This window comes from Rhizobium sp. GN54 (assembly GCF_021026345.1).
GTDB lineage: Bacteria > Pseudomonadota > Alphaproteobacteria > Rhizobiales > Rhizobiaceae > Mycoplana.
Genome location: NZ_JAJNCZ010000006.1, coordinates 287,388 through 309,825, shown reverse-complemented (window position 1 = coordinate 309,825; position 22,438 = coordinate 287,388). Strand labels below are relative to the sequence as shown.

Sequence of the window (22,438 nt, the reverse complement as noted above, 5' to 3'; positions counted from 1 at the left end):
GCCAGCCGGCGCAACACATTGCATATTTTTCGACCTTCCTGCCCAAATTGGATCAATTTTGCATGCCCGCGCGAAAGGCAAATGCTATCTGATCGACCAAATTCCAGCCGCATATGCCTTTCCTGCGAGTTCTTCATGTCCAAGGCCAGTGCTTTTCTGAAGCGCCTGATCCCCGATATTGCCCCGACCAGCCGGCACGAACGCTTCCGATCGTCCGTGGGCGCGTTCGTGGGCGTTCTCCTGACGGGCCTCGTCAGCACGATGGCCGTGGGATCCGGCGATGTGAGCCTGCCGCTGCTGATCGCCCCCATGGGGGCGTCCGCGGTCCTGCTTTTCGCCGCGCCCACGAGCCCGCTCGCCCAGCCCTGGTCGATCCTCGGCGGGAACACGATCGCCGCCTTCATCGGCGTGAGCTGCGCGCTCGTGATCGGTGACCCGGTCGCCGCCGCTGCGGTCGCCGTGGCACTCGCCATTGCGACCATGATGATGATGGGCTGCCTGCACCCGCCGAGCGGCGCGGTCGCGTTGACGGCCGTTCTCGGCGGCCCGGCGGTTCACGAGGCGGGATACTGGTTCGTCCTGACGCCCGTCGGCATCAACTCCGCCCTGATCCTGCTCGTGGCCTTCGCCTTCAACAACGCGACCGGGCGGCGCTATCCGCATCTTGCGCCATCAGCCGCCGCCAATCCGCACAACACCGCCGATCCGGTCCCCACGCAGCGGCTCGGTGTCGTGCCGGAGGACCTCCAGGCCGTGCTCGCGCAGTATGACGAGGTGGTCAACATCAGTTCCGACGTGCTCGACGAGCTTCTGCACCAGGCGCAGATCAGGGCCTATCATCGCCGGTCCGGCGAGATCACCTGCAGCGAGGTCATGTCCCGCGACGTGGCAACGGTTTCGCCGCAGACCTCGCTGCGGGAGGCCTGGCGCCTGTTGCTCGAGCACCGGATCAAGGCGCTGCCGGTGGTGACGGAAGCGGACGGGCTGGTCGGCATCGTCACCCAGACCGATTTCATGCACAATTCTGCGCTTGGACGAAACGGACAGTTGCGGTTCGGATTCGGCGACAAGGTCCGCCTCGTCCTCGGAGGCCGTTCGAAGACGCCGCGCACGGTCGCCGACATCATGACTCGGCGCGTCCAGTCGGCGCTTCCCGGGACGATGATCGCCAAGCTGGTGCCGCCCATGGCCGACATGGGCCTTCATCACATGCCGGTCGTGAACGAGCACAACCGCGTCGTCGGCATCGTCACCCAGTCCGACCTGATCGCCGCCCTGTTCCAGCGCCGCACCGAGCAGGCGTCTGGCGACGAAGAAGAAGGCCCCCGGGCCAACGTCGCCTGACCTGCCGCGGCAGGACCGCGGCAGGCGTATTCGTCAAAGCGGCGATGCCGACGCGCGGGCGCGGCATCGCCGGCGCCACGATCAGCGGGCGTTGTACTTCGCGTCGACGGCGTTGATCGCCTCGACGTTGCCGGCCGAGCGTCCCTTCTCGTCGAAGGTCTGGGCGAGGTAGGCATCCGCGATGGCCTTGGCCAGTTCGGGGCCGATCACCCGGGAACCCATGGTGATGATCTGGGCATTGTTGGAGAGTGCCGCCCGTTCCGCTGAATAGGTGTCGTGGGTCAGGGCCGCACGAATGCCCGGCACCTTGTTGGCGGAGATGCAGACCCCGATCCCGGTGCCGCAGACGAGGATGGCCCTGTCATAGGTGCCATCAATCACGCCCGAGGCCACGCGGTCGGAAAGGTTGGCATAGAAGGCATCGGGACCGGCATCCGTGCGCGAGACCTCGTGCACGTCGAAGCGCTCCTTCAGGTGATCGGCAAGGATCTTGGCGAGGCCTTCGCCCGCGCTGTCTCCGGCTACTGCAAGTTTCATGGCATGTCCTCCTTAGAGTTTGGCGGCGCACTTGCCGAGGATGTCGAGGTAGCCTTCGACATTCCAGGCGGAGCGCCCGATGAAGAGCCCGTCGATATGGGGGCAGGTGATCAGTTCTTCGCAGTTGCCCGGATTGACCGAGCCGCCATAGAGGCACGGGATCCTGCGACCCAGCACGTCTTCGGCAACGGCGATGATTTCGGCATGGCGCGCGTCGGCATAGTCGGACGTTGCCGGAATGCCCTTCTCGCCGATGGCCCAGACGGGCTCGTAGGCGAGAAGGATCTCGGCCTTCTTCTGCTCCGGCGACAGTTTCGAAAGCGCGCCTCGCACCTGCTGTGCGAGAACCTCGGCGGCGCGGCCACCTTCACGCTCCTCCAGCGTCTCGCCGATGCAGATCAGCGGGATGAGACCGTGGCGGACGGCGGCCTCGGTCTTGAGCCCTACCGTCTCGTCGGTCTCGCCGAAATGTTCGCGGCGCTCGGAATGGCCGAGCTCGACGATGTCGAGATTGCAGTCCTTGAGCATCACCGGCGAGACCTCGCCGGTCCACGCACCCTGGTCCGCCCAATGCATGTTCTGCGCACCGACCTTGACGGAAGTATCGGCCAGCATCGCCTTGACTTCGCGCACCGCGGTGAACGGGGGGATGACGAAACGCTGGATCCGCTGATCACGCGCCCCGTCGGCGGCGCGCAGGCCCTCGGCGAAGACACGGGCTTCGGCGAGCGTCTTGTTCATTTTCCAGCTGGTGCCGATCCAGAATTGCGGTGCAGTCGTCATGTTTCACGTCCCATGTTGAGGCAGCGCTTGGCGCCGCCCGATGTGTGGTTCATTCCGTTTCGAGAAGCGCGCGGGCCGTGCGCTCGTCCGTGATCAGGCCATGCAGGCGGCGGCTGTTGAGCACCGCCCTGATCGCCTTGACCTTGACCAGTCCGCCGGCGAGCGCCACCAGCCGGTCCGTCTTCGATTGCGGGAAGGAGGCGGCGAGCGTGCGGGCGGTCAGCGTCGTGTCGAGGATACGCCCGCGCCCGTCGAAGAAGTAGCCGAGGATTTCGCCGACGCCGCCGGCAGCAGCGATCTCCTCGATCTCCCGCGCCTCGATCATGCCCGACTGGACGAGCTGGGCCTCGGCATCGACCGTTCCCATGCCGACGAACTTCAGGTCGGTGTTGTTGGCCATCTCGAACACCTCGCGCACGCCGCGCTGCGCCAGCAGCACCTCGCGGTCGTCGGCGGTGTTGGCGAAGAACGGCACCGGCATGACATAGGCCTGCGTTCCGGTCTTCTCGGCGATGCGATGCATCACGTCATAGGGGTTGGCGGTGTAGTTGCGCGTCAGGCCGCCCAGCAGCGAGACGAAATGCAGGCCCCTGGCGTTGAGCCGCTGCATATGATGCACCGCGGCCGAGAGCGTGCGCCCGTGGCCGAGCCCGATCACCCTGTGCTCGCCCCGTTCGATCTCGCGCTTGAGGAAACCGGCGCCGGCCTGGCCGAGCGCCCGGAGCGGAATGCCCTCCTCGCCGAGATCGGGCGCCACTTCGCAATAGGCCAGCCCGAACCGTTCGGCGAGCTTCATCTCCAGGTCGACGCACTCGACGATGTCGCCGTCGATCGTCACCTTCACGACGCCGTCCGCCACCGCGCGGGCGATCATGCGGTGTGTCTTGACCGACGGCAGCCCGAGCCGGCGGGCGACCTCGGCCTGGGTCATCCCGGCCACGTAGTGGAGCCAGGCCGCGCGCACGGCAAGTGATTCGTCTGCATCCGTCATCGGTCGCTACCGGCTTCCTTCTCCATAGCGCTCGGTTCCATGCTCCTTGGTGCCTTCAGGGGTCCGGCCGGCACACCCGCCTTCCGCTGCGCCGAAGCGGTTGATAGGACTGTTCGGCCCCGAACGTCGACCGAAAATGTCGCGTCCCCCGGAAAAAACCGGAGTCAGACCTTCAGGTCGGCTGCGCCGGTATCGATATGCGGCGCCCAGAACGCCACGCTCTCGGCGATCTGCCCGATGACCTGCCGGTCGTTCGGCTCCCGCTCCTTGAAGGACAGCTCCAGGCAGATCTCGTTGTCGACGGCGCCACCCTCGGCAAAGGCGGCCACCAGCGGTTCCGGCTGGATGCGGCCCCTGGCGTTGAATTCCGCCGTGAACGGACGATGTCCGCCCTTGTCCATCAGGCTCTGCTTGATGTGGATGATCGGCGACACCTTCGGTACGGCGCGCGCCCAGGCATAGGGGTCGTAGTCGTCGGGGTTGTCCGAGGTGACGTCGCCATGGTCGATGTCGGCCATCATCCACATCGGGATCGCCATGTCCGCCGCCGTCAGCCGTTCCTGCAGGCCGAGGCAGGCGGCAATGGTCTCGCCGAATTCCCGACCGATGCTCATCGGCTCCCAGAAGACATAGTCGAGCCCGGCAGCCTTGCCGTGCTCGGCCACCTCCGCCCAGCAGTCGATCGCGATCTCGATCAGTTCCTCGCGGCGGGCCGGATCGTCGTAGTCCTTGTAGGCGAAGATCGCGAACTGGGTGCCGACCGACGTGCCGCCGAGATCGGCGGTGATGTCGGCGAAGGTCTTGAACCAGTCGACATAATAGCGCCGCACGTCGCGGTCCGGATGGCCGAAATGGTTCAGCCGGCCATAGGGGCCGGTCATGCCCGAGGTCACCCGCACGCCGGTGCGTTGCAGGGCCGCATCCATCTGCCGCGTCAGGCGGCGGATCACCGGCGCCGGCCAACTCGGATTGATGAACTCATGCGTCAGTTGCAGGTCGCGGATCTTCAGGTCGCGCGCCACCGTGTCGATCAGGTCGTCGGGATCGGCGAACCGGTTCACCAGCGGGTTGGTGTTGAGGGATAGCGTCAAGGCCATGTCGTTCTCCTGTCGATCCGGCCTCACGCGGCCTGCGCGATCTCGGTTTCGAACCAGGCCCTGAAATCGGCCTTCTGCTGTTCGTTCATGTGCAGGCCCTGCTTGGTGCGGCGGACAAGGATGTCGTCCGCACGGCGGGCCCACTCGTTCTCGACCAGGTAGCGGACCTCGGCCTCGTAGAGTGAAGCGCCGAAATGGCGACCGAGACCTGTGATCGACGTCGCGCCGCCGACCACCTTTCCGGTGCGCGCGCCGTAGAGGCGACCATAGTGGTTGATGAGATCGCGCGGCATCCAGGGATAGCGCTGGCGCAACGTCTCGGAGAAGGCGATGTAGTCTGCGTTCGGGATCTCGCCGCCGGGAAGGCTCGCGGCCGCGGTCCAGTCTCCGCCCATCTGCGGGAAGAACTTCGCCAGTCGCTGCAGGGCGTGCTCGGAAAGCTTGCGGAAGGTGGTGATCTTGCCGCCGAATACGTTGAGCAGCGGCGCGCCGCCGGTCTCGTCGAGGTCGAAGACATAGTCGCGGGTGACGGCGGAAGGGTTGCCCTTGCCGTCATCGAAGAGCGGGCGAACGCCGGAGAAGCTCTCGATGACGTCGGCGCGGCGCAGCTTTTCCTTGAAATAGCGGTTGACGGCGGCGAGCAGGTACTCGATCTCGCTCTCGTCCGCCTTCACCTCTTCCGGCTGGCCGTCATAGGGGATGTCGGTCGTGCCGATCAGCGCCTTGTCGCCCTCGTAGGGATTGATGAAGATCACCCGCTTGTCGTGGTTCTGGACGAGATAGGCCTGCTGGCCGCTCCAGAATTTCGGCACGATGATGTGGCTGCCCTTGACGAGGCGGACGTTGCGCCGGCTGTTGGAGCCGGCCACGCGCCCGACGATGTCGTTGACCCAGGGGCCGGCTGCGTTGACGACCGCCTTCGCCCGGACGGTGCGGACCTCGCCGGTCGTCTGGTCGCGCATCTGCACGATCCAGGCGCCCTGGTCGCGCTTGGCGCTGAAACAGGCCGTGCGGGTGAGTACCGTGGCTCCCTTTTCGGCGGCGTCGACCGCATTCAGGACGACGAGGCGTGCGTCGTCCACCCAGCAGTCCGAGTACTCGAAGCCCCTGGTATATTCGTCGAGGATCGGCGCGCCTTCCGGATCGCGCCTCAGGTCGAGCGTGCGCGTGCCGGGCAGGCGTTTGCGGCCGCCGAGATGATCGTAGAGGAACAGGCCGAGGCGAACCAGCCAGGCCGGCCGGTCGTTCGGGCTGTGCGGCAGGACGAAACGCATCGGCCAGATGATGTGGCTGGCGGAATTCAGCAGCACCTCGCGCTCGATGAGAGCTTCGCGGACGAGGCGGAACTCGTAGTATTCGAGATAGCGCAAGCCCCCGTGGACCAGCTTGCCGGAGCGCGAAGACGTGCCCTCCGCCAGATCGTCCTTCTCGCAGAGGATGACCGACAGACCGCGACCGGCCGCGTCGCGGGCGATCCCGGCACCGTTGATGCCGCCGCCGATGACAACCAGGTCGTAGATGGTGTTCTCTGTCATTTCCTGCTCCTTCGGATGCGCGTCCGGCATCCCGTGTCGTTCCGTTCCGCCGGTCGCGACGGTTCGCCGATGCTGCTAGCGTCCGGCGAGCGCGTCCCATACGGGCACAAGCCCCAGCCGCGCCTGCCGGTAGGCGCCATAGAGGCGGTCCATGCGGTCGGCTTGCTCGGCGTCCGGCGGCTCTGGGCGGCCGAGAAGCGGCGTCACCCATTCGGCAATGCAATCGTCCATCGTCGGGTAGGCGCCGATCGCGACGGCCGCCATCATCGCAACGCCCGCAGCCCCCGCCTCCTCGCGCCCGGAGACGCGCAGCGGCGCCCTGACGGCGGCCGACAGCACGCCGCGCAGGGCCGACGAGCGCGCGGCACCCCCGGTCAGGCGCAATTCGGCCGGTGTGTCGCCCATCGCCGCGTAGCAATCGCGCGTCGCAAGGCCGAGCCCCTCCACCACGGCGCGTACGAGGTCCGGGAACCGGTGCCGCGAGGACAGGCCGATGAAGCCGGCCCGGGCATCGGCATTGACGAAGGGACCGCGCTCGCCGGCTTCGGATATATAGGGGTGATAGAGCACCGCCCCCGGCGCGCTGGCCGCAAACCAGCCGTCGATGCGGGGAATGAGATCGGACAGGCTCGTCTCGCGCCCGCCCTCCGCCATCAGGTCGGCGGCAAGCTGCAGCACCCAGTCGATATTGATGGTGGCGCTCATGTTGGTCTGGACCTGCGTGACGATCCCCGGCAGCGGCAGGGCGATGACATAGCCGGTGCCTTCCGCATTGAGTTGCACGTCGGGAACGGCCTTTGCGCGCATGTGCACGCCAGTCGAGCCGATCGTCGAACAGGCAGCGTTCTCGCCGCCGGAGCGCACGCCGGCGCCGAGCGCCGTCATCACCATGTCGACATAGCCGAGACACACCGGCGTTCCGGCCAGCAGGCCCGATGCCGCTGCCGCCGCGGGCGTCAGCGGATGCGTCGTCTCGGTCCCCTCGATGATCTCGGGCAGGAGCGCACGCCGGTGGGACAGGCCGAGCGCTTCGATGACGGTGTCGTCATAGCGGCGGCTGCGGAAGTTGCCGAAGGTGAAGCTCGCCTCGGAGGGATCGGTGGCACGCACGCCGGTGAGGTTGAGATAGAGCCAGTCCTTGCAGTGCAGGGCGACCTCCGCCCGGCCCAGAAGATCGGGCACATGGCGATCCATGTGCGCCATCTGCGTTCCCTGCTGGCAGGTATTGAGGCCGGTTCCCGTCGCCTCGAAGCGCGCCCGGTTCATGGCGCCGGCGGCAAGCTGCCGGACCGTTGGCGCCGCGCGGGCATCCAGCCACAGCCAGGCATCGCCCACCGGCTCGTTGCCGGCGCCGACGAGCCAGGTGCCGTCGCCCTGGCCGGTCACCGCGATCGCCGCCGTGCGCCGGGCAAGGCCGGGCAGCTTCTCCGAAAGTCCGCGAAGCGCCGTCAGGCAATCCTGCCAGGTCTGGGCCAGCGACTGCGTCGCCGCGCCGTCCTCCGCCATGGAATAATTGTTGCGCGCCGATGCCACGGCGAGCTGCCTGCCGCCGATCTCGAAGGCAACCGCCTTGATGACCGACGTTCCCGCATCGATGCCGATGATCACTCGGCTGTCGTCAGCCATGAACAGCCCTCCCGCCGCGCGGGACGGACGAGGGCATGAAGGCGCCCGCCAGAAACATGTCAAATCCTCCCTGCCCGCTCAGGTCCGCCGGAGGCAGGCACCAGGCACGATCAGCTTCGATGTGCCCTTCCCGCGCACCCTCCCCGGCAAGAGCGGGGAGCCATACGAACAGACATTCGCCGTTCCGACTGTCTTATATCACAAACATATCACCATCAACGTAATATTTTTCTGGCGTCGTAATTTTTTTCATATAAGATAGCCGGCACCAAATGAGAAACCCATGCAGCACAGCTTGACGGGATCTCGGCACGTCCGCCGGCAAGGCGGCATCAAAGGGAGAGGGACAACAGACAGTCGGGCGGATCATAATCCCTGTATTTCAATGCTTTATATCATCGTTCGACATCTCGACCCCTTGCGGGATCAGTAGTTGCCGGACGGCGTTGCAGCAAAAATCCTCGGTTGCGTAGCTCCGTCATCGGGCGCTGGAGCAGCAGGAAGCACAGGCGGAAGCAAGGCGCAGGAATGATCGCTCGGTTGAAGCGGGTCCGGTAATTATAACATCATTGGCGACATTGGTACCATTTTGATATCATATGTCGCCGATGTGGCGGGCAGAAATGCCCTTCGACAAACGGGCGAGTGGAGGAAACAGCGCGCCCGAACCACAGGAGGAGGCAATCCCAATGATCATAGCCGACGCACGGGCTCTCGCCCGCCGGGACACCCTGCGCACAGCGTCCGGACGAACATCCTGACAGGCTGAGCGGCCTGGCGCCGATGGCGGCCGGTCCCCGCACTGCCATGCCGGGCGTCGCCGGCCGCATCGCCGCATCGTCAGCATTTCCAGTGAAGGTCGATTGAAATGAGCACACCAATTGAAGTCACCATCCGCAAGCCGACCCGGTTTTCGCCTGCGTTGCTCACCAGCCTCGCCGCGGCCGTCGTCGTCCTCGGCGCCATCGCCATCGACACGACCGTGGTCCGGATCGGCTCGGAGAACGACGTCCGCCAGCAGGGCTTCTCGGCCGAGACCTACGGCGCGGAGGAATTTCCGAAGGTGAAGGCGAGCATCGAGGAGCGCGCCGCCCCGGCCGTCGAGGTCGCGACCGCGATCGCCACCGACAAGGCCGCCGCCGGCGAGAAATACGGCGTGGCGACGAGCATCGGCCCCGTCATTCCCGTGACCTTCACCGCGACCGTGGGCGAGCGCAAGTCCAACTACCACACGATGACGATCGACGGCCTTCCGGGCGAACTGACGGTCCGCGTCCAGACGGGCCCGGCGGTCAACGGAACGGATCTGCGCGATGCCACCGGCACGATCGAGTTCGGCCAGTTCAAGAACCAGATCGAGTATCAGGACGCCGGCTCGGCCCTGAACAACGAAATGAAGAAGGCCGTGCTGGCCGGCGTCGACGTCGAGAACCTCACCGGCAAGACCGTGGACATCACGGGCGTCTTCAAGCTCGTCAACCCGAAGAGCTGGCTGGTCACGCCGGTGAAGCTGGAAGTGAAGTGAGCATGAGCCAGGTTCCCTCCTCCGTCGACGATCCGCGCGAGGTCGTTCTCGCCGCCCGCAATATCGCCAAGTCCTACGGCAACGTCCATGCGCTGAAGGGCGTCAATTTCGACGTCCATCGCGGCCAGGTCACCACGCTGTTCGGCGAGAACGGCGCCGGCAAGTCGACGCTGATGAAGATCCTCTCCGGCGTCGTGCAACCGTCTTCCGGCGAGATCCTCCTCGACGGCCAGCCGGTCAGCTTCTCCTCGTCCTCGGATGCGCGCGACCGCGGCATCTCGATCATCCACCAGGAGCTCAGCCTCGCGCCGAACATGAACGTGCGCGACAACATCTTCATGGGCCGCGAGATCACCACCTCCACCGGCGTCGACTTTGCCGAGGAGGAGCGCCAGACCCGCGCGCTGATGGAAGAACTCGAGGAAGACATCGATCCGCTGACGCTGGTGGAAGACCTCCGCCTCGGCCAGCAGCAGATCGTCGAGATTGCCCGCGCGCTGTCGGTCAACTCCCGTATCCTGATCATGGACGAGCCGACCTCGGCGCTGAGCGCCACGGAAGTCGAGGTGCTGTTCAAGGTCATCCGCGACCTCAACAGCAAGGGCGTGTCGATCGTCTACATCTCCCACCACCTGGAAGAAGCGCTGCAGATCACCAACCATGCGGTGGTGCTGCGCGACGGCAACATGACGGCCTTTGCCAAGCGAAAGGACATCGACCTCGAATGGATCGTCCGCAACATGGTGGGCGAAAACTTCGATCTCGGCTCCCCACCGGAGGGCCACGAGATGGGCAAGGTGGCGCTGGCGGTCGAGGGGCTGACGGTTCCCGATCCCGCAGGCGCGGACTATTCGGTCGTCGACAGGCTGTCGCTCAGCGTCAAGGCTGGCGAGATCGTCTGCATCTACGGGCTGATGGGCGCCGGTCGCACGGAACTTCTCGAATGCGTCGCCGGTCGCCTCAAGGCTTCGAGCGGCCGGGTGCTGCTCGAGGGCGAGGATGTCTCCCACCTCAGCATCGCCGACCGCATCGAACTCGGCCTGGTGCTGGTCCCCGAAGACCGCCAGCGCGACGGCCTGGTCCAGACGATGACGGTCGGCCGCAACCTCTCGCTCGCCAGCATCGGCGCCTTCACCAAGGGCCTGTTCACCTCGCGCAGCAGCGAAGGCACCCTCATCGACGAGTCGATCCGCAAGGTGCACATCAAGACCGATGGCGGCGGGGCGGCGATCGGATCCCTGTCCGGCGGCAACCAGCAGAAGGTGGTCATCGGCAAGATGCTCGCCACCAATCCGAAGGTGATCCTTCTCGACGAGCCCAGCCGCGGCATCGACATCGGCGCCAAGGGCGAAGTGTTCAAGCTTCTGGCGGAGCGGGCCAGGCAGGGCCTCGCCGTCCTCTATTCCACCTCCGAGGTTGGCGAATGCCTCAGCATCGCCCACCGCATCATCGTCATGCACCGCGGAAAGATCTCCGCCGAGTTCGGATCGAATGTCACGAAAGAGAAGATCATGGCCGCTTCGGGCGAGGCCGTGGTCGCTCACTAGACGGAAATCATGGAGCACTGACATGTCAGTCACAAGCACAACCGACAAGAAATCCGTCGCGAACGGCACCAAGCGCAAGACCAGCCTCGTCCAGCTGCTTCTGGAAGGCCGCGCCTTCTTTGCGCTGATTGCCATCATCGTCGTCTTCTCGATCCTTTCGCCCTACTACCTCTCGGTCGAGAACTTCCTCATCATGTCCTCGCACGTGGCAATCTTCGGGCTGCTGGCGATCGGCATGCTGCTGGTCATTCTCAACGGCGGCATCGACCTGTCGGTCGGCTCGACGCTCGGGCTCTCCGGCGTCATCGCCGGCTTCCTGATGCAGGGCGTGCAGCTTGAGCAGCTCGGCGTCATCCTCTATCCGCCGGTCTGGGCCGTCGTCGTGCTGACCTGCGCCCTCGGCGCCTTTGTCGGCGCCGTCAACGGCGTGCTGATCGCCTATCTCCGGGTGCCCGCCTTCGTCGCGACGCTCGGCGTGCTCTACTGCGCCCGCGGCGTGGCGCTGCTGATGACCAATGGCCTGACCTACAACAACCTCAGCGGTCGCCCCGAACTCGGCAACACCGGCTTCGACTGGCTGGGCTTCAACCGCCTGTTCGGCATCCCGATCGGCGTGCTGGTGCTTGCAGCACTCGCAATCATCTGCGCGGTGGTGCTGAACCGCACCTCCTTCGGGCGCTGGCTCTATGCCTCGGGCGGCAACGAACGCGCCGCCGAGCTTTCCGGCGTCCCCGTCAAGCGCGTCAAGATCACCGTCTACGTGCTGTCCGGCATCTGCGCCGCCATCGCCGGCCTGGTGCTGTCCTCGCAGCTCACGTCCGCCGGCCCGACCGCGGGCACCACCTACGAGCTGACGGCGATCGCCGCCGTCGTGATCGGCGGCGCAGCACTCACCGGCGGCCGCGGCACGATCCAGGGCACCATGCTCGGCGCCTTCGTCATCGGCTTCCTCTCGGACGGCCTCGTCATCATCGGCGTATCCTCCTACTGGCAGACCGTGTTCACCGGCGCCGTCATCGTGCTCGCCGTCCTCCTCAACTCCATCCAGTACAGCCGCCGCTAGCCGCGGCCGGAGGGAACAAGAGACCTTGTCCGCAACGGCCAGTGAGGGTCCAGAGGGCCAGCCGATTGCGGAAAGCAACGCCGGGAGACCGGCACCACCATCCTGATTGAAAGGGAGAGAGACATGTTCAAGAAGGGAATGCGCATCCTGTTCGCCGCCGTCGCAGCGGCTCCGCTGCTGGTCAGCACGGCCTGGGCGGAAGGGCTGATGACGATCATCGTCAACGACCCGTCCAACCCGTACTGGTACACCGAGGGCGAGGTTGCCAAGGCAACGGCCGAGAAGCTGGGCTACACCGCCACCGTCGGCGCCCACAAGGGCGACACCAACACCGAGAGCAACCTGATCGACACCGCGATCACCAACAAGTCGGTCGCGATCATCCTCGATCCGGCAAACGCCGACGGCTCCGTCGGTGCAGTGAAGAAGGCCGTCGCCGCCGGCATCCCGGTCTTCCTCGTCAATGCCGAGATCAACCAGGAAGGCCTCGCCAAGGCGCAGCTCGTCTCCAACAACGCCCAGGGTGCCGCCCTCGGCGCCACCCAGTGGGTCGAGAGCGTCGGCCAGGAAGGCAACTATGTCGAATTGTTCGGCGCGCCTTCGGACAACAACGCCGCCACCCGCTCCAACGGCTACGAGACCGTGCTGACGCAGTATCCGGACCTCGTGAAGGCCGCCCGCGAAGTGGCCGACTGGGACCGCACCAAGGGCCATGCCAAGATGCAGTCCATGCTGCAGGCCAACCCGGATATCATCGGCGTCATCAGCGGCAACGACGAAATGGCGCTGGGCGCCATTGCAGCCCTGAAGGAAGCCGGCAAGCTTTCCGGCATCAAGGTCGGCGGCTTCGACGGTTCGCCGGATGCGGTCGCAGCGATCAAGGCCGGTGACCTCCAGTACACGGTCCTGCAGCCGGTCGCCATCTTCTCCGAGGAAGCGGTCAAGCAGGCCGACAACTTCATCAAGACGGGCGAAACCGGCGCCAAGAGCGAGAAGCAGCTGTTCGATTGCCTCCTGATCACCAAGGACAACGTCGACAAGTACACCGCTCCCTTCGTCCTGTCGGAGTGACCTCCATGAGGAGGGGCGCTGCCCGGCGCCCCTCTTCCGCTACCGACGACATGGCCATGCCTGTCGAAAGGCCGGCACAGGTCGCCGGCAAGCAGAATTTCCCATCGGACAACGTCTGGCTGACAACGTGCACGCCCAGGCGAATGGCGGAGCGACCGTGACCAGGAAAGCGAATGTCGAGCAGCTTCTTTCGGAGCCGATGCCGAGCGACAGCCGGCACGCCCGCCAGCTGGTGCGCCGGCAATTGATCGCCGAAACGGTCATGGCCGAAGGATCGATGCGCATCGAGGACCTCACCGGACGCTTTGGCATCAGCCTGATGACGGCCCACCGGGATGTCGACGACCTCGTCAGCCGCGGCATCTTCCGCAAGTCCCGCGGCATCGTCTCGGCCGCCCCCACCAGCCTGATCGAGGCCAGCGACGTCTATCGCGCCAACCGACAGGCGGCGCAGAAGAAGAACCTCGCCGAGGCGGCCATGCGCTACGTGGAACCCGGCCAGTCGATCTTCCTCGACGATTCTACGACGGTCCTCCAGATGACCGCCCACCTGCCGGCCAAGGTGCCGCTGACGGCGATCACCAATTCGCTCAATGTCATGAGCGCGCTGAGGGGCGTGCGCGACCTGACGCTTCTCGGCCTCGGCGGGCAGTTCTACACCTGGTGCAACGCCTTCATGGGCCACATGACGGTCCGAGAGATCCGCCGGTTGCGGGCCGACGTCGCGTTCATGTCGATGTCGGCCATCACCGACGACATCGTGTTCCACCAGTCGGCGGAAATGGTGGAGACCAAGCGGGCCATGTTCGATTGCGCCGCCCGGCGGATCCTGGTGGCGGACCACACCAAGTTCGAGCGGCGCGCCTTGCACAGCTTCGCCGCCCTTTCGGAATTCGACGTCGTCATCGTCGACGAGGATACGCCGGTCGAGCACCTCGACCGGCTGCAATCGAAGGGCATCAACGTGGTGGTCGCCGGATCCGGCGCCGCCCGCCCCTGACGGAAGCCCGACTGCACAAGGGCGCCGCCGCACGTCAAGAATGGTCCTCGCGTTTCGCCGCAGGACGGGAAAAGAGCGGTCCTCCGCGTCCGCCTGGAGTTTACCATGCCAAGCATCCTCGGCATCGACAGCGGCCTGACCGTCACCAAGGCCGCCATCTTCGACATCGACGGCACGCCCGTCGCCGTCGCCCGTCGCCGGGTCTCGCAATCGATTCCCCAACCCCGCCATGTCGAGCGCGACATGGATGAACTGTGGACCGCAACGGCCGAGGCCATCGCAGAGGCGATCCGTGCGAGCGGCCGGCCGGCATCGGATATCCAGGCCATCGCCGCCACCGCGCATGGCGACGGCGTCTACCTCCTCGACGCCGATGCAGGGCCGCTCGGCCCGGCGATGCTGTCGCTCGACAGCCGGGCGGGCGCAATCGTCGAGCGCTGGCAGGAGGACGGCACCGCCCGGCAGGCGATCGCACTGACGGGACAGGGTCCGCACGTCTCCGCGCCGGCAGCCCTGCTTGCCTGGGTCCGCGACAACGAGCCGGAGCGATTTGCCAGGATCGCCCACGTCCTGAGCTGCAAGGACTGGCTGCGCTACTGCCTGACAGGCACCATCGGCGCGGACCGGACGGAGGCCAGCACGTCCTTCACCGATGTCCGGACCCAGGACTATTCGCTGGATGCGCTTCGGCTCTTCGGGCTGGAGGCGCTGTGCAATGCGCTGCCGCCCGCCGCCCGCTCCGACGAGGTGGTCGGCCGGGTGACGGCGGAAGTCGCTCGCCGCACCGGGCTTGCCGAGGGCACCCCTGTGGTCGCCGGGCTGCACGACGTCACCGCGTCTGCGCTCGGGATCGGCGGACACAAGCCCGGCATCGTCGCGGTGATCGCCGGAACCTATTCGATCAATGAGACGGTATCCTTCGAGCCGCGCGTCGACGACCGGTGGTTCTGCCGCAACGCGATCGTTCCGGGCCAGTGGCACAACATGTCGATCTCGCCGGCCTCGACCGCCAACTACGACTGGTTTCTCGACCGGCTCTGCGCAGCCGAAGTCACGCAGGCCGAGGCATCCGGTCACTCGGTCCACGCCCTGCTCGCGCCCGAGATCGAGGCAGCCTTCGCGCGGCCGTCGACGGCCCTGTTCCATCCCTACCTGTTCGGCTCGCCCTACGGCGCGGCCGCCAGTGCCGGCTTTGCCGGCCTCGGCGGCTGGCATGGCCGGGGCGACATGCTCCGCGCGGTGCTCGAAGGCATCGCCATGAACCACCGCATCCATGTCGATGCCCTGCGCGACGGCTTTTCCTTCGAGGAGGCACGCCTGACCGGTGGCATCTCCCGCAACCCGGCCATCGCCCAGATGTTCGCTGACGTGCTCGGCATGCCCGTCACCGTCACCGATACGGATGAAGCCGCGGCCTGGGGTGCGGCCCTTTGCGCGGGCGCCGGCGTCGGCATCTTCCCCGACCACCAGAGCGATCCGCGCGATCTCGCAGGCCTGTCCCGGACCTGCCGGCCTGACCCCGTCCGCAGCCGTCACTACGAGGAGCGCTACCGGCTGTTCTGCGATATCGCCCAGGCAATGACGCCGCTCTGGCCGCGCATCTCGCAACTCACCGCCTCCGACGGCCGGCCGCGGGGCTGATCGCCCGGCACCTGCCTCTCCCCCTCCCCCGTCCCATGCCTGAAGACCTGGAATATCCGAAATGACCGAGACCGCCGCCGACATGGACCTGCGCCTTTCGAAACTGGCCGAGGACGGCGTCGACGTCGTCATCCTGGGCGCCGGCGTCAACGGCGCGGGGCTCTTCCGCGACCTCAGCCTGCAGGGCGTCAGCTGCCTGATCGTCGACAAGGCCGACTTCGGCTCCGGCACGAGTGCTGCACCATCTCGCCTCATCCATGGCGGCCTGAAGTATCTGGAGACCGGCGAGTTCGGGCTGGTGGCCCAGTCGACGCTGGAGCGCAACCTGCTCCTGAAGAACGCGCCGCACTGCGTCACGCCGCTGCCGACTTTCATCCCGGTCTTCTCCTGGACGCGCGGGATCTGGGCTGCCCTTCGCACGCTTTTCGGCTCGACCACCGCGCCGCGCAGCCGCGGCGCGGTGCTCGTCAAGATCGGGCTGGCGCTCTACGATTTCTACGGCTCGCGCAATCAGGTGATGCCGCGCCACCGGCTGCTCCTGCGCCGGCGCGCGCTTGCCGAAATGCCGAAGGTCACGCCCGACATCGTCGCCGGCGGCATCTACTACGATGCGAAGATCAGCCGGCCGGAACGACTTGTCTACGAACTGGTCACCGACGGAATTGATGCGAACCCGAACGCGGCGGCGCTGAATTTCACGACGCTCCTGTCGTCGAAGGACGGCAACCTGGATTTCCGGCGCCCTGATGGCAGCACGCTGTCCGTCCGTCCCAGGCTCGTCGTGAACGCCGCCGGTCCCTGGATCGACCGCGTGAACGAGACGCTCGGCACGCCCTCTCATCTGATCGGCGGAACCAAGGGATCCCACATCCTGCTCGACCATCCGGAACTGGTGAAGAGCCTCAACGGCCACATGATCTATTTCGAGGCCGACGACGGGCGCATCTGCCTCGTCTACGACTATCTCGGCTTGGCGCTCGTAGGCTCGACCGACATTCCCAGCGACGATCCCGACAATGTCCGTTGCGAGGAAACCGAAACGGCCTACTTCCTGGAAAGCCTCGCTTCGCTGCTTCCCGCCCTTTCCTTCAGCCGCGACCAGGTCGTCTACAGCTACAGCGGCATAAGACCCCTGCCGGCCTCCGACGCCTCCGCGCCCGGCCTCATCAGCCGGGACCATTCCGCGCCGGTGCTGGAGCCCGAAGCGGACCGGCCCTTCGCCATCATCTCGCTCGTCGGCGGCAAGTGGACGACGTTCCGCGGCTTTGCGGAGGAGGTAGCCGACACGATCCTCAAGCGACTGCAGCGCCCGCGCGGCAGGTCCACCCGCGACCTCGCGATCGGCGGCGGCCAGGACTTTCCCTCCGGTCCGGCGGAACGGACCGAATGGGCAAGAGAGGTCGCGTCCAAGACGGGCCACCCGCAGGAAAGGGTGGAGGAGCTGCTGTCGCGCTACGGAACCACAGCGCGCTCCATCCTGTCACATCGATCCCCGTATTCCGATCTGGAACGGTTGCCGGACGCGACCGGCTACAGCCTTGCCGAGATCGACTGGATCGCGCGCAACGAATTCGTCGAGCACCTGGGCGATATCGTGTTGCGGAGGACGACGCTGGCGATCCAGGGCGCCCTGACCGCCGCCGATCTGGCGGCGATCGCCGCGGTCGCCGGTGCCGCACTCGGGTGGGACACGGAACGCAGGGCCGAAGAACGCGCAGACATCGTCCGGACGCTCGAGCGTTATCACGGCCTGAAACTGCAACTGGAACCGGCGACCTGATCGCCTACACCTTCGCCGCCCGCCGCCGACCTACCGGATATCAACGCCCCGGATCACGTCTTCCGCGGCAAGCGCTGCGGAAAGTAGGCGCAGGTCTTCATGGGCCAGCGCCGCGATCTGGAACCCGACCGGCATGCCGGCATCGCCCGCACCGCACGGGATCGAGACGGCACACCAGTCGAGGAAATTGCCGATCGACGGATTGCGCAGGGTCTGCCCGTTCGTCCTGAAGAACAGCGCGTCGTCCTCGATCAGCGGCGCAATGGGCGGGGCGACGTGCGGCACCGTCGGCGACACGATCAGTTCGCCGGGGCCGATGCCGGCTGCGAATTCGGTCATCAGCCGTTCCCGCGTCCGCAGGATCTCGATGTAGCCGGCCACGGTGATCTTCTCGCCCAGCCGCGTGCGAACGACGACGCGCGGATCCATGTCTGCGGCCTCGGGTCCGGCAAGGCGCGCCGCATGTAGGGCAAAGGCTTCGGCCGTGACAAGGGCGCCGTTTTTCGCCGCCAGCTGGAAGATCTCCGGGAAGACGGGAAAGGCCTGACGGCGGATCTTCGCCCCCGCCCGGGACAGCCGTTCCAGCGCCTGTTCGAACGCAGACGCGAGGCCGTCCTCGATATCGTCGAACACCACGGTTTCCGGCACCACCAGCGACAGTCCGCGAACGCTCCCCCGCACCACCTCGGAAGCGGTCCGTCCCCGCATCGCCGCATCGATCCAGACCGCGTCCTGCACGGTCCGGCAGAGCGGCCCCAGCGAATCGAGGCTGCCGGCCAACGGAAACACGCCCCGCATGTCGTAGCGTCCGCGCGTCGCCTTGTAGCCGACGATGCCGTTGAAGGCGGCCGGGATGCGCACGGAGCCGCCGGTGTCCGTGCCGATCGAGACCGGGACGAGGCCAGCCGCGACGGCGACGCCCGAGCCGGACGAAGAGCCCCCCGGCAGGCGGGCGACATCCTCCGAGGCCGGATTGCGCGGCGTGCCGTAATGCGGATTGATGCCGAGGCCCGAGAAGGCGAATTCGCTCATGTTGACGCGACCGACCGCGACCATGCCCGCAGCCTTCAGTGCGCCGACGACGGCCGCATCGCAGGTGGCGGGTTCGGCGGAAGCCAGCACCGTCGAGCCCGCCGTCGTCGCAAGACCTGCAAGATCGAACAGGTCCTTCCAGGCGACGGGGATGCCGTCGAGAAGGCCGAGCGACCGGCCGTCGCGAACACGCCGCGAGGCCGCGCCGGCTTCTTCCAGCGCCCGCTCCCGCGTCACGGTCACGAAGACCGATCCGTCCCCGTAGCCGCCGATGGCGTCGAGCGTCTCCTCGGCCAGGGCGACGGGATCCAGCGCCCCCGTCTGGATGCGGGCCGAAAGGGTCGCAATCGACTGGCCGGTGTTCCTCGTCATCTCCCCGTCCTCTCCTGACCGCCACCGGGCGGCCGGCGGCGCAGATGGCAATCGTGTTCGCCGGCGCGCGGAGCTCCGTATGACCAAGTTCGGTCCCGGTCCCGCACCAGGAACACAAGCAGCGTTCAACAGTCTGAGGCCGGATTCGTCAACCGCAAACACGGAGGACAAGCATTGCAGCGACGTGCCGTTGCCGGACGAGGCATAGCATCAGTCCTCTTCCTGGAAGACCTCCTCGCGCTTTGCCTTCACCGAAGGCAGGAACACCACCACGAGCACGGCCAGCGCGATCAGGAGCAGGATGGCGCTGATCGGGCGGGTGACGAAGGTGGTCGGGTCGCCGCGCGACAGGATCATGGCGCGGCGCAGGTTCTCCTCGAGCAGCGGCCCGAGCACGAAGCCCAGGAGCAGCGGCGCCGGCTCGCAGCGCAGCTTGACCAGCACGTAGCCGACGAAACCGAAGAACGCGACCGCATAGAGGTCGTAGACGTTGGAATTGACGCTGTAGACCCCGATCGAGCAGAAGGCCATGATGATCGGAAACAGCACGTAGTAGGGGATGGTGAGCAGCTTCACCCAGAGGCCGATCAGCGGCAGGTTGAGGACCACGAGCATCAGGTTGCCGATCCACATCGAGGCGATGATGCCCCAGAAGAGGGCGGGCTGCTCGGCGGCGACGTTCGGACCCGGCACGATCCCCTGGATGATCATCGCGCCGACCATCAGCGCCATGACCGGATTGGCCGGGATGCCCAGGGTCAGAAGCGGAATGAACGAGGTCTGCGCGCCGGCATTGTTGGCCGATTCCGGCCCTGCCACGCCTGCGATCGCGCCCTGCCCGAACTCCTGCGGCGTGTCCGAAATGCGCTTCTCCACCGTGTAGGAGGCAAACGCCGCGAGGATGGCGCCGCCGCCCGGAAGGATGCCGAGCGCCGAGCCGATCGCCGTGCCGCGCAAGACGGGGCCGAACATGCGCTTGAAGTCGTTGCGCGTCGGCCACAGGCCGCTGACCTTCGCCATCAGCACGGTGCGAGTCTTCTCGCCTTCCAGGTTGCGCAGGATCTCCGCGATGCCGAAGACGCCGACGGCGACGGCGACGAAATTCAGCCCGTCGGCATATTCGCGGATGCCGAGGGTGAAGCGCGGCGTGCCGGTATAGATGTCGGTGCCGACGAGACCGAGCAGCAGCCCGAGGGTGACCATCGCCAGTGCCTTGACGATCGAGCCGTGCGCGAGCGCCACCGAGGACACGAGGCCGACGACCATCAGCGAGAAATACTCGGCCGCGCCGAATTTCAGCGCGATCACCGTCAGCGGGATGGCGAAGATCGCCACCAGGAAGGTGGAGACCGTGCCGGCGAAGAAGGAGCCGAGCGCCGCGATCGAAAGGGCGGCACCCGCCCTGCCCTTCCGTGCCATCTGGTAGCCGTCGATGGCGGTGACGGCGGAGGACGATTCGCCCGGCATGTTGATGAGGATCGCCGTGGTCGAGCCACCGTACTGCGCGCCGTAGTAGATGCCGGCCAGCATGATCAGCGAGGAGACGGGCTCGAGCTGGAAGGTGATCGGCAGGAGCATGGCGATCGTCGCCGTCGCGCCGATCCCCGGCAGCACGCCGATCAGCGTTCCGAGCAGCACGCCGATCAGGCAGAAGAGAAGGTTTTCAGGCGAGGCGGCCGTGTAGAAGCCCAGCGCGAGATTGCTGAAGAGATCCATGTGCGTCTCCTAGAACCGGACCCAGGGGCCGAAGCGCTGGAAGGGCAGGCCGAGCGCATAGCTGAAGACGACCACGGAAAAGAGGGTGATCGAGATCGCGAGAACGACCGCCATCGGCGCTTTCATTCTCGCCGAGGCGAAGGCGGCGATCAGGGCGATGAGGAACAGCGAGGGGACGAAGCCCAAGCCCCGCACCGTCAGCCCGAAAAAGATCGGCGCGGGCAGGATGAAGGCTATGCCGCGCAGCGCGATCGGCCCGAAGGGCTCGCCCTCCACCCGCGTCGACTGCACGAGAATGACTGCGCCGAGAAGGGTGAGGATGACGGCCAGCACCAGCGGGAAATAGCCGGGTCCCATCCGCAGCGCGGTGCCGATCTCGAGGTCCAGGCTCTGATAGATGAAGAAGCCGCCCAGCCCGATGAAGAGCGCGCCGCAGAGCGCGTTGGCGCTGTCGAATGTCAATGATCTCATGTTTCCCCCTGGGCGCGGCCGCGACCGCCATGTGCCGCCGGTTTCGGACAGTCCGACGCGGCGGCCTGCAGAATTCTCCATCGGCGCCCGCAGCCTTGCTGCGGCGATCGGTTCATCCTGGCGCCGGATGCGGCATGGCCGCCCGCAGGTCTCGCGGGCGGCCATGTGCAGAACAGCGTCAGTCGGCGTACTGGCCGGCCGCCTCGATCACCGGCTTCCAGCGGGCGATCTCGCTCTCGAGCTTGGCCTTGAGGGCTGCCGGCGTCGCATCGGCTTCCGGCGAGGGAACCGTGCCGAGTTCGCCGAAACGGGCGACGACGTTCGGATCCTTCAGTGCCACCTGCAGCGACTTCGACAGGCGTTCGCCGATCTCCGCAGGCGTGCCCTTCGGGACGTAGACGCCATGCCAGATGCCGACCTGGAAATCGGCCAGCCCGCCTTCGGCCGCGGTCGGGATCTCCGGCAGCACTTCCAGGCGCTCCGGCGAGGTCACCGCATAGGCCTTGATCGTTCCGCCCTGGATCTGCTTCGTCGTATTGGTGGTCTGGTCGCACATGATGTCGACCTGGCCGCCGAGCAGGTCGGTCATGGCCGGACCCGTGCCCTTGTAGGGAACCGTGGTGAGCGGCGTGTCGATCGCGCTCATCAGCAACATCCCGCACAGGTGCGAGGCGGCGCCGATGCCGGCATTGGCGACGGTGACGGTGTCCTTGTTGGCCTTGACGTATTCGACGAGGCCCTTGAGGTCGGTCGGTTCGAAGTCCTTGCGGGCGACGATCGTCATCGGCACGTCGGTGACGAGGCCGACATATTCGAAGGCGTTCAGCGTATCGTAGGCGAGCTTGCGGTAGAGCGTGGCGCTCGTCGCCATGCCGATATGGTGCAGCAGCATGGTATAGCCGTCCGGATCGGCCTGTGCGACGCGGCCGGCACCGAGCGTGCCGCCGGCGCCGCCGACGTTTTCGACGACGATCTGTTGGCCGAGGTCCTTGGACATGGATTCGGCGACGAGGCGCGCCACGGTGTCGGTCGGACCGCCGGCGGAGAAGGGAACGACCATGGTGATCGTCCGGTCCGGATAGGTCTGCGCGGATGCCGACGTGGAAATGAGGGCGATGGCGGCGGCTGCCGTCATGCCGAATACGGTGTTCAATACCTTCATTGCGATCCTCCCCGATATTGGCCTGCCGGCGCGGCTCCCTCCGCCCCGGTCATGGATGCGGAAACTGTGGGACAGCCGCCCCATGGGACAACCGACCAGCCCGTGCCGTCATGCGAAAATCTTAAGGCATGTATCGCTTCATGTG

18 protein-coding genes are annotated in these 22,438 nt (G+C 66.4%); 8 read left to right on the top strand and 10 right to left on the bottom strand.

What is annotated here, in order from left to right:
- Positions 1-135 precede the first annotated feature (135 nt).
- Complete coding sequence (locus LQK81_RS17890; RefSeq protein WP_230807730.1) at positions 136-1,344, top strand: HPP family protein; 1,209 nt, start codon at positions 136-138, stop codon at positions 1,342-1,344.
- Positions 1,345-1,425: 81 nt separating this feature from the next.
- On the opposite strand, the gene derI is transcribed toward LQK81_RS17890, so the two are convergent.
- The 6 genes from derI to LQK81_RS17860 form a co-directional block, all read right to left on the bottom strand.
- A complete protein-coding gene (gene derI / locus LQK81_RS17885; protein WP_230807729.1) occupies positions 1,426-1,881 on the bottom strand; it encodes a D-erythrulose-4-phosphate isomerase in 456 nt (151 codons plus the stop codon).
- 12 nt (positions 1,882-1,893) lie between these two features.
- Positions 1,894-2,664, bottom strand: a complete 771-nt coding sequence (locus LQK81_RS17880) for a triose-phosphate isomerase (protein WP_230807728.1) — start codon at positions 2,662-2,664, stop codon at positions 1,894-1,896.
- Between the two features lie 49 nt (positions 2,665-2,713).
- The gene (locus tag LQK81_RS17875; RefSeq protein ID WP_230807727.1) at positions 2,714-3,655 is read right to left on the bottom strand and encodes a sugar-binding transcriptional regulator; all 942 of its coding nucleotides are present in this window, start codon (positions 3,653-3,655) and stop codon (positions 2,714-2,716) included.
- Positions 3,656-3,819: 164 nt separating this feature from the next.
- On the bottom strand, positions 3,820-4,752 hold the full coding sequence (locus LQK81_RS17870; RefSeq protein WP_230807726.1) for a sugar phosphate isomerase/epimerase family protein: 933 nt from the start codon (positions 4,750-4,752) through the stop codon (positions 3,820-3,822).
- 23 nt (positions 4,753-4,775) lie between these two features.
- Positions 4,776-6,287 (bottom strand): glycerol-3-phosphate dehydrogenase, encoded by a 1,512-nt coding sequence (locus LQK81_RS17865; protein ID WP_230807725.1) that lies wholly within the window; start codon positions 6,285-6,287, stop codon positions 4,776-4,778.
- A 75-nt stretch (positions 6,288-6,362) separates the two neighbouring features.
- The gene (locus LQK81_RS17860; RefSeq protein ID WP_230807724.1) at positions 6,363-7,913 is read right to left on the bottom strand and encodes an FGGY-family carbohydrate kinase; all 1,551 of its coding nucleotides are present in this window, start codon (positions 7,911-7,913) and stop codon (positions 6,363-6,365) included.
- 868 nt (positions 7,914-8,781) lie between these two features.
- On the opposite strand from LQK81_RS17860, the gene LQK81_RS17855 reads away from it, so the two are divergent.
- From LQK81_RS17855 to LQK81_RS17825, 7 genes are all read left to right on the top strand, one after another.
- Entirely contained in the window at positions 8,782-9,438 is a 657-nt protein-coding gene (locus LQK81_RS17855) for a DUF2291 family protein (protein WP_230807723.1), read from the top strand.
- Between the two features lie 2 nt (positions 9,439-9,440).
- Entirely contained in the window at positions 9,441-10,985 is a 1,545-nt protein-coding gene (locus LQK81_RS17850) for a sugar ABC transporter ATP-binding protein (RefSeq protein ID WP_230807722.1), read from the top strand.
- A 22-nt stretch (positions 10,986-11,007) separates the two neighbouring features.
- Positions 11,008-12,048, top strand: coding sequence for an ABC transporter permease (locus LQK81_RS17845; protein WP_230807721.1), 1,041 nt, complete (start codon positions 11,008-11,010; stop codon positions 12,046-12,048).
- Positions 12,049-12,171: 123 nt separating this feature from the next.
- Positions 12,172-13,119 (top strand): D-ribose ABC transporter substrate-binding protein, encoded by a 948-nt coding sequence (locus tag LQK81_RS17840; protein WP_230807720.1) that lies wholly within the window; start codon positions 12,172-12,174, stop codon positions 13,117-13,119.
- A 199-nt stretch (positions 13,120-13,318) separates the two neighbouring features.
- Positions 13,319-14,119, top strand: a complete 801-nt coding sequence (locus tag LQK81_RS17835; protein WP_230807754.1) for a DeoR/GlpR family DNA-binding transcription regulator — start codon at positions 13,319-13,321, stop codon at positions 14,117-14,119.
- Positions 14,120-14,224: 105 nt separating this feature from the next.
- Positions 14,225-15,760: an FGGY-family carbohydrate kinase gene (locus LQK81_RS17830; protein WP_230807719.1), complete on the top strand. Its 1,536-nt coding sequence runs from the start codon at positions 14,225-14,227 to the stop codon at positions 15,758-15,760.
- A gap of 61 nt (positions 15,761-15,821) precedes the next feature.
- Entirely contained in the window at positions 15,822-17,540 is a 1,719-nt protein-coding gene (locus LQK81_RS17825) for a glycerol-3-phosphate dehydrogenase/oxidase (RefSeq protein WP_230807718.1), read from the top strand.
- A gap of 30 nt (positions 17,541-17,570) precedes the next feature.
- Here the strand turns inward: LQK81_RS17825 and LQK81_RS17820 are convergent, their stop codons facing one another.
- The 4 genes from LQK81_RS17820 to LQK81_RS17805 all read right to left on the bottom strand — a co-directional run bounded on the left by LQK81_RS17820 (position 17,571) and on the right by LQK81_RS17805 (position 22,293).
- On the bottom strand, positions 17,571-18,944 hold the full coding sequence (locus LQK81_RS17820) for an amidase (RefSeq protein ID WP_230807717.1): 1,374 nt from the start codon (positions 18,942-18,944) through the stop codon (positions 17,571-17,573).
- A 210-nt stretch (positions 18,945-19,154) separates the two neighbouring features.
- On the bottom strand, positions 19,155-20,660 hold the full coding sequence (locus LQK81_RS17815) for a tripartite tricarboxylate transporter permease (protein ID WP_230807716.1): 1,506 nt from the start codon (positions 20,658-20,660) through the stop codon (positions 19,155-19,157).
- 9 nt (positions 20,661-20,669) lie between these two features.
- Positions 20,670-21,131: a tripartite tricarboxylate transporter TctB family protein gene (locus tag LQK81_RS17810; RefSeq protein ID WP_230807715.1), complete on the bottom strand. Its 462-nt coding sequence runs from the start codon at positions 21,129-21,131 to the stop codon at positions 20,670-20,672.
- A 178-nt stretch (positions 21,132-21,309) separates the two neighbouring features.
- On the bottom strand, positions 21,310-22,293 hold the full coding sequence (locus LQK81_RS17805) for a tripartite tricarboxylate transporter substrate-binding protein (RefSeq protein WP_230807714.1): 984 nt from the start codon (positions 22,291-22,293) through the stop codon (positions 21,310-21,312).
- Between the last annotated feature and the right edge of the window lie 145 nt (positions 22,294-22,438).

What these genes read in the sequence shown, in the direction of transcription:
- LQK81_RS17815 (WP_230807716.1), bottom strand. Translation starts at nt 20,660, where the DNA reads ATGGATCTCTTCAGCAATCTCGCGCTGGGCTTCTACACGGCCGCCTCG.
- LQK81_RS17840 (WP_230807720.1), top strand. Translation starts at nt 12,172, where the DNA reads ATGTTCAAGAAGGGAATGCGCATCCTGTTCGCCGCCGTCGCAGCGGCT.
- LQK81_RS17855 (WP_230807723.1), top strand. Translation starts at nt 8,782, where the DNA reads ATGAGCACACCAATTGAAGTCACCATCCGCAAGCCGACCCGGTTTTCG.
- LQK81_RS17820 (WP_230807717.1), bottom strand. Translation starts at nt 18,944, where the DNA reads ATGACGAGGAACACCGGCCAGTCGATTGCGACCCTTTCGGCCCGCATC.
- LQK81_RS17825 (WP_230807718.1), top strand. Translation starts at nt 15,822, where the DNA reads ATGACCGAGACCGCCGCCGACATGGACCTGCGCCTTTCGAAACTGGCC.
- LQK81_RS17875 (WP_230807727.1), bottom strand. Translation starts at nt 3,655, where the DNA reads ATGACGGATGCAGACGAATCACTTGCCGTGCGCGCGGCCTGGCTCCAC.
- LQK81_RS17860 (WP_230807724.1), bottom strand. Translation starts at nt 7,913, where the DNA reads ATGGCTGACGACAGCCGAGTGATCATCGGCATCGATGCGGGAACGTCG.
- LQK81_RS17810 (WP_230807715.1), bottom strand. Translation starts at nt 21,131, where the DNA reads ATGAGATCATTGACATTCGACAGCGCCAACGCGCTCTGCGGCGCGCTC.
- LQK81_RS17865 (WP_230807725.1), bottom strand. Translation starts at nt 6,287, where the DNA reads ATGACAGAGAACACCATCTACGACCTGGTTGTCATCGGCGGCGGCATC.
- LQK81_RS17845 (WP_230807721.1), top strand. Translation starts at nt 11,008, where the DNA reads ATGTCAGTCACAAGCACAACCGACAAGAAATCCGTCGCGAACGGCACC.
- LQK81_RS17850 (WP_230807722.1), top strand. Translation starts at nt 9,441, where the DNA reads ATGAGCCAGGTTCCCTCCTCCGTCGACGATCCGCGCGAGGTCGTTCTC.
- LQK81_RS17830 (WP_230807719.1), top strand. Translation starts at nt 14,225, where the DNA reads ATGCCAAGCATCCTCGGCATCGACAGCGGCCTGACCGTCACCAAGGCC.
- LQK81_RS17890 (WP_230807730.1), top strand. Translation starts at nt 136, where the DNA reads ATGTCCAAGGCCAGTGCTTTTCTGAAGCGCCTGATCCCCGATATTGCC.
- LQK81_RS17880 (WP_230807728.1), bottom strand. Translation starts at nt 2,664, where the DNA reads ATGACGACTGCACCGCAATTCTGGATCGGCACCAGCTGGAAAATGAAC.
- LQK81_RS17805 (WP_230807714.1), bottom strand. Translation starts at nt 22,293, where the DNA reads ATGAAGGTATTGAACACCGTATTCGGCATGACGGCAGCCGCCGCCATC.
- LQK81_RS17870 (WP_230807726.1), bottom strand. Translation starts at nt 4,752, where the DNA reads ATGGCCTTGACGCTATCCCTCAACACCAACCCGCTGGTGAACCGGTTC.
- derI (WP_230807729.1), bottom strand. Translation starts at nt 1,881, where the DNA reads ATGAAACTTGCAGTAGCCGGAGACAGCGCGGGCGAAGGCCTCGCCAAG.
- LQK81_RS17835 (WP_230807754.1), top strand. Translation starts at nt 13,319, where the DNA reads ATGCCGAGCGACAGCCGGCACGCCCGCCAGCTGGTGCGCCGGCAATTG.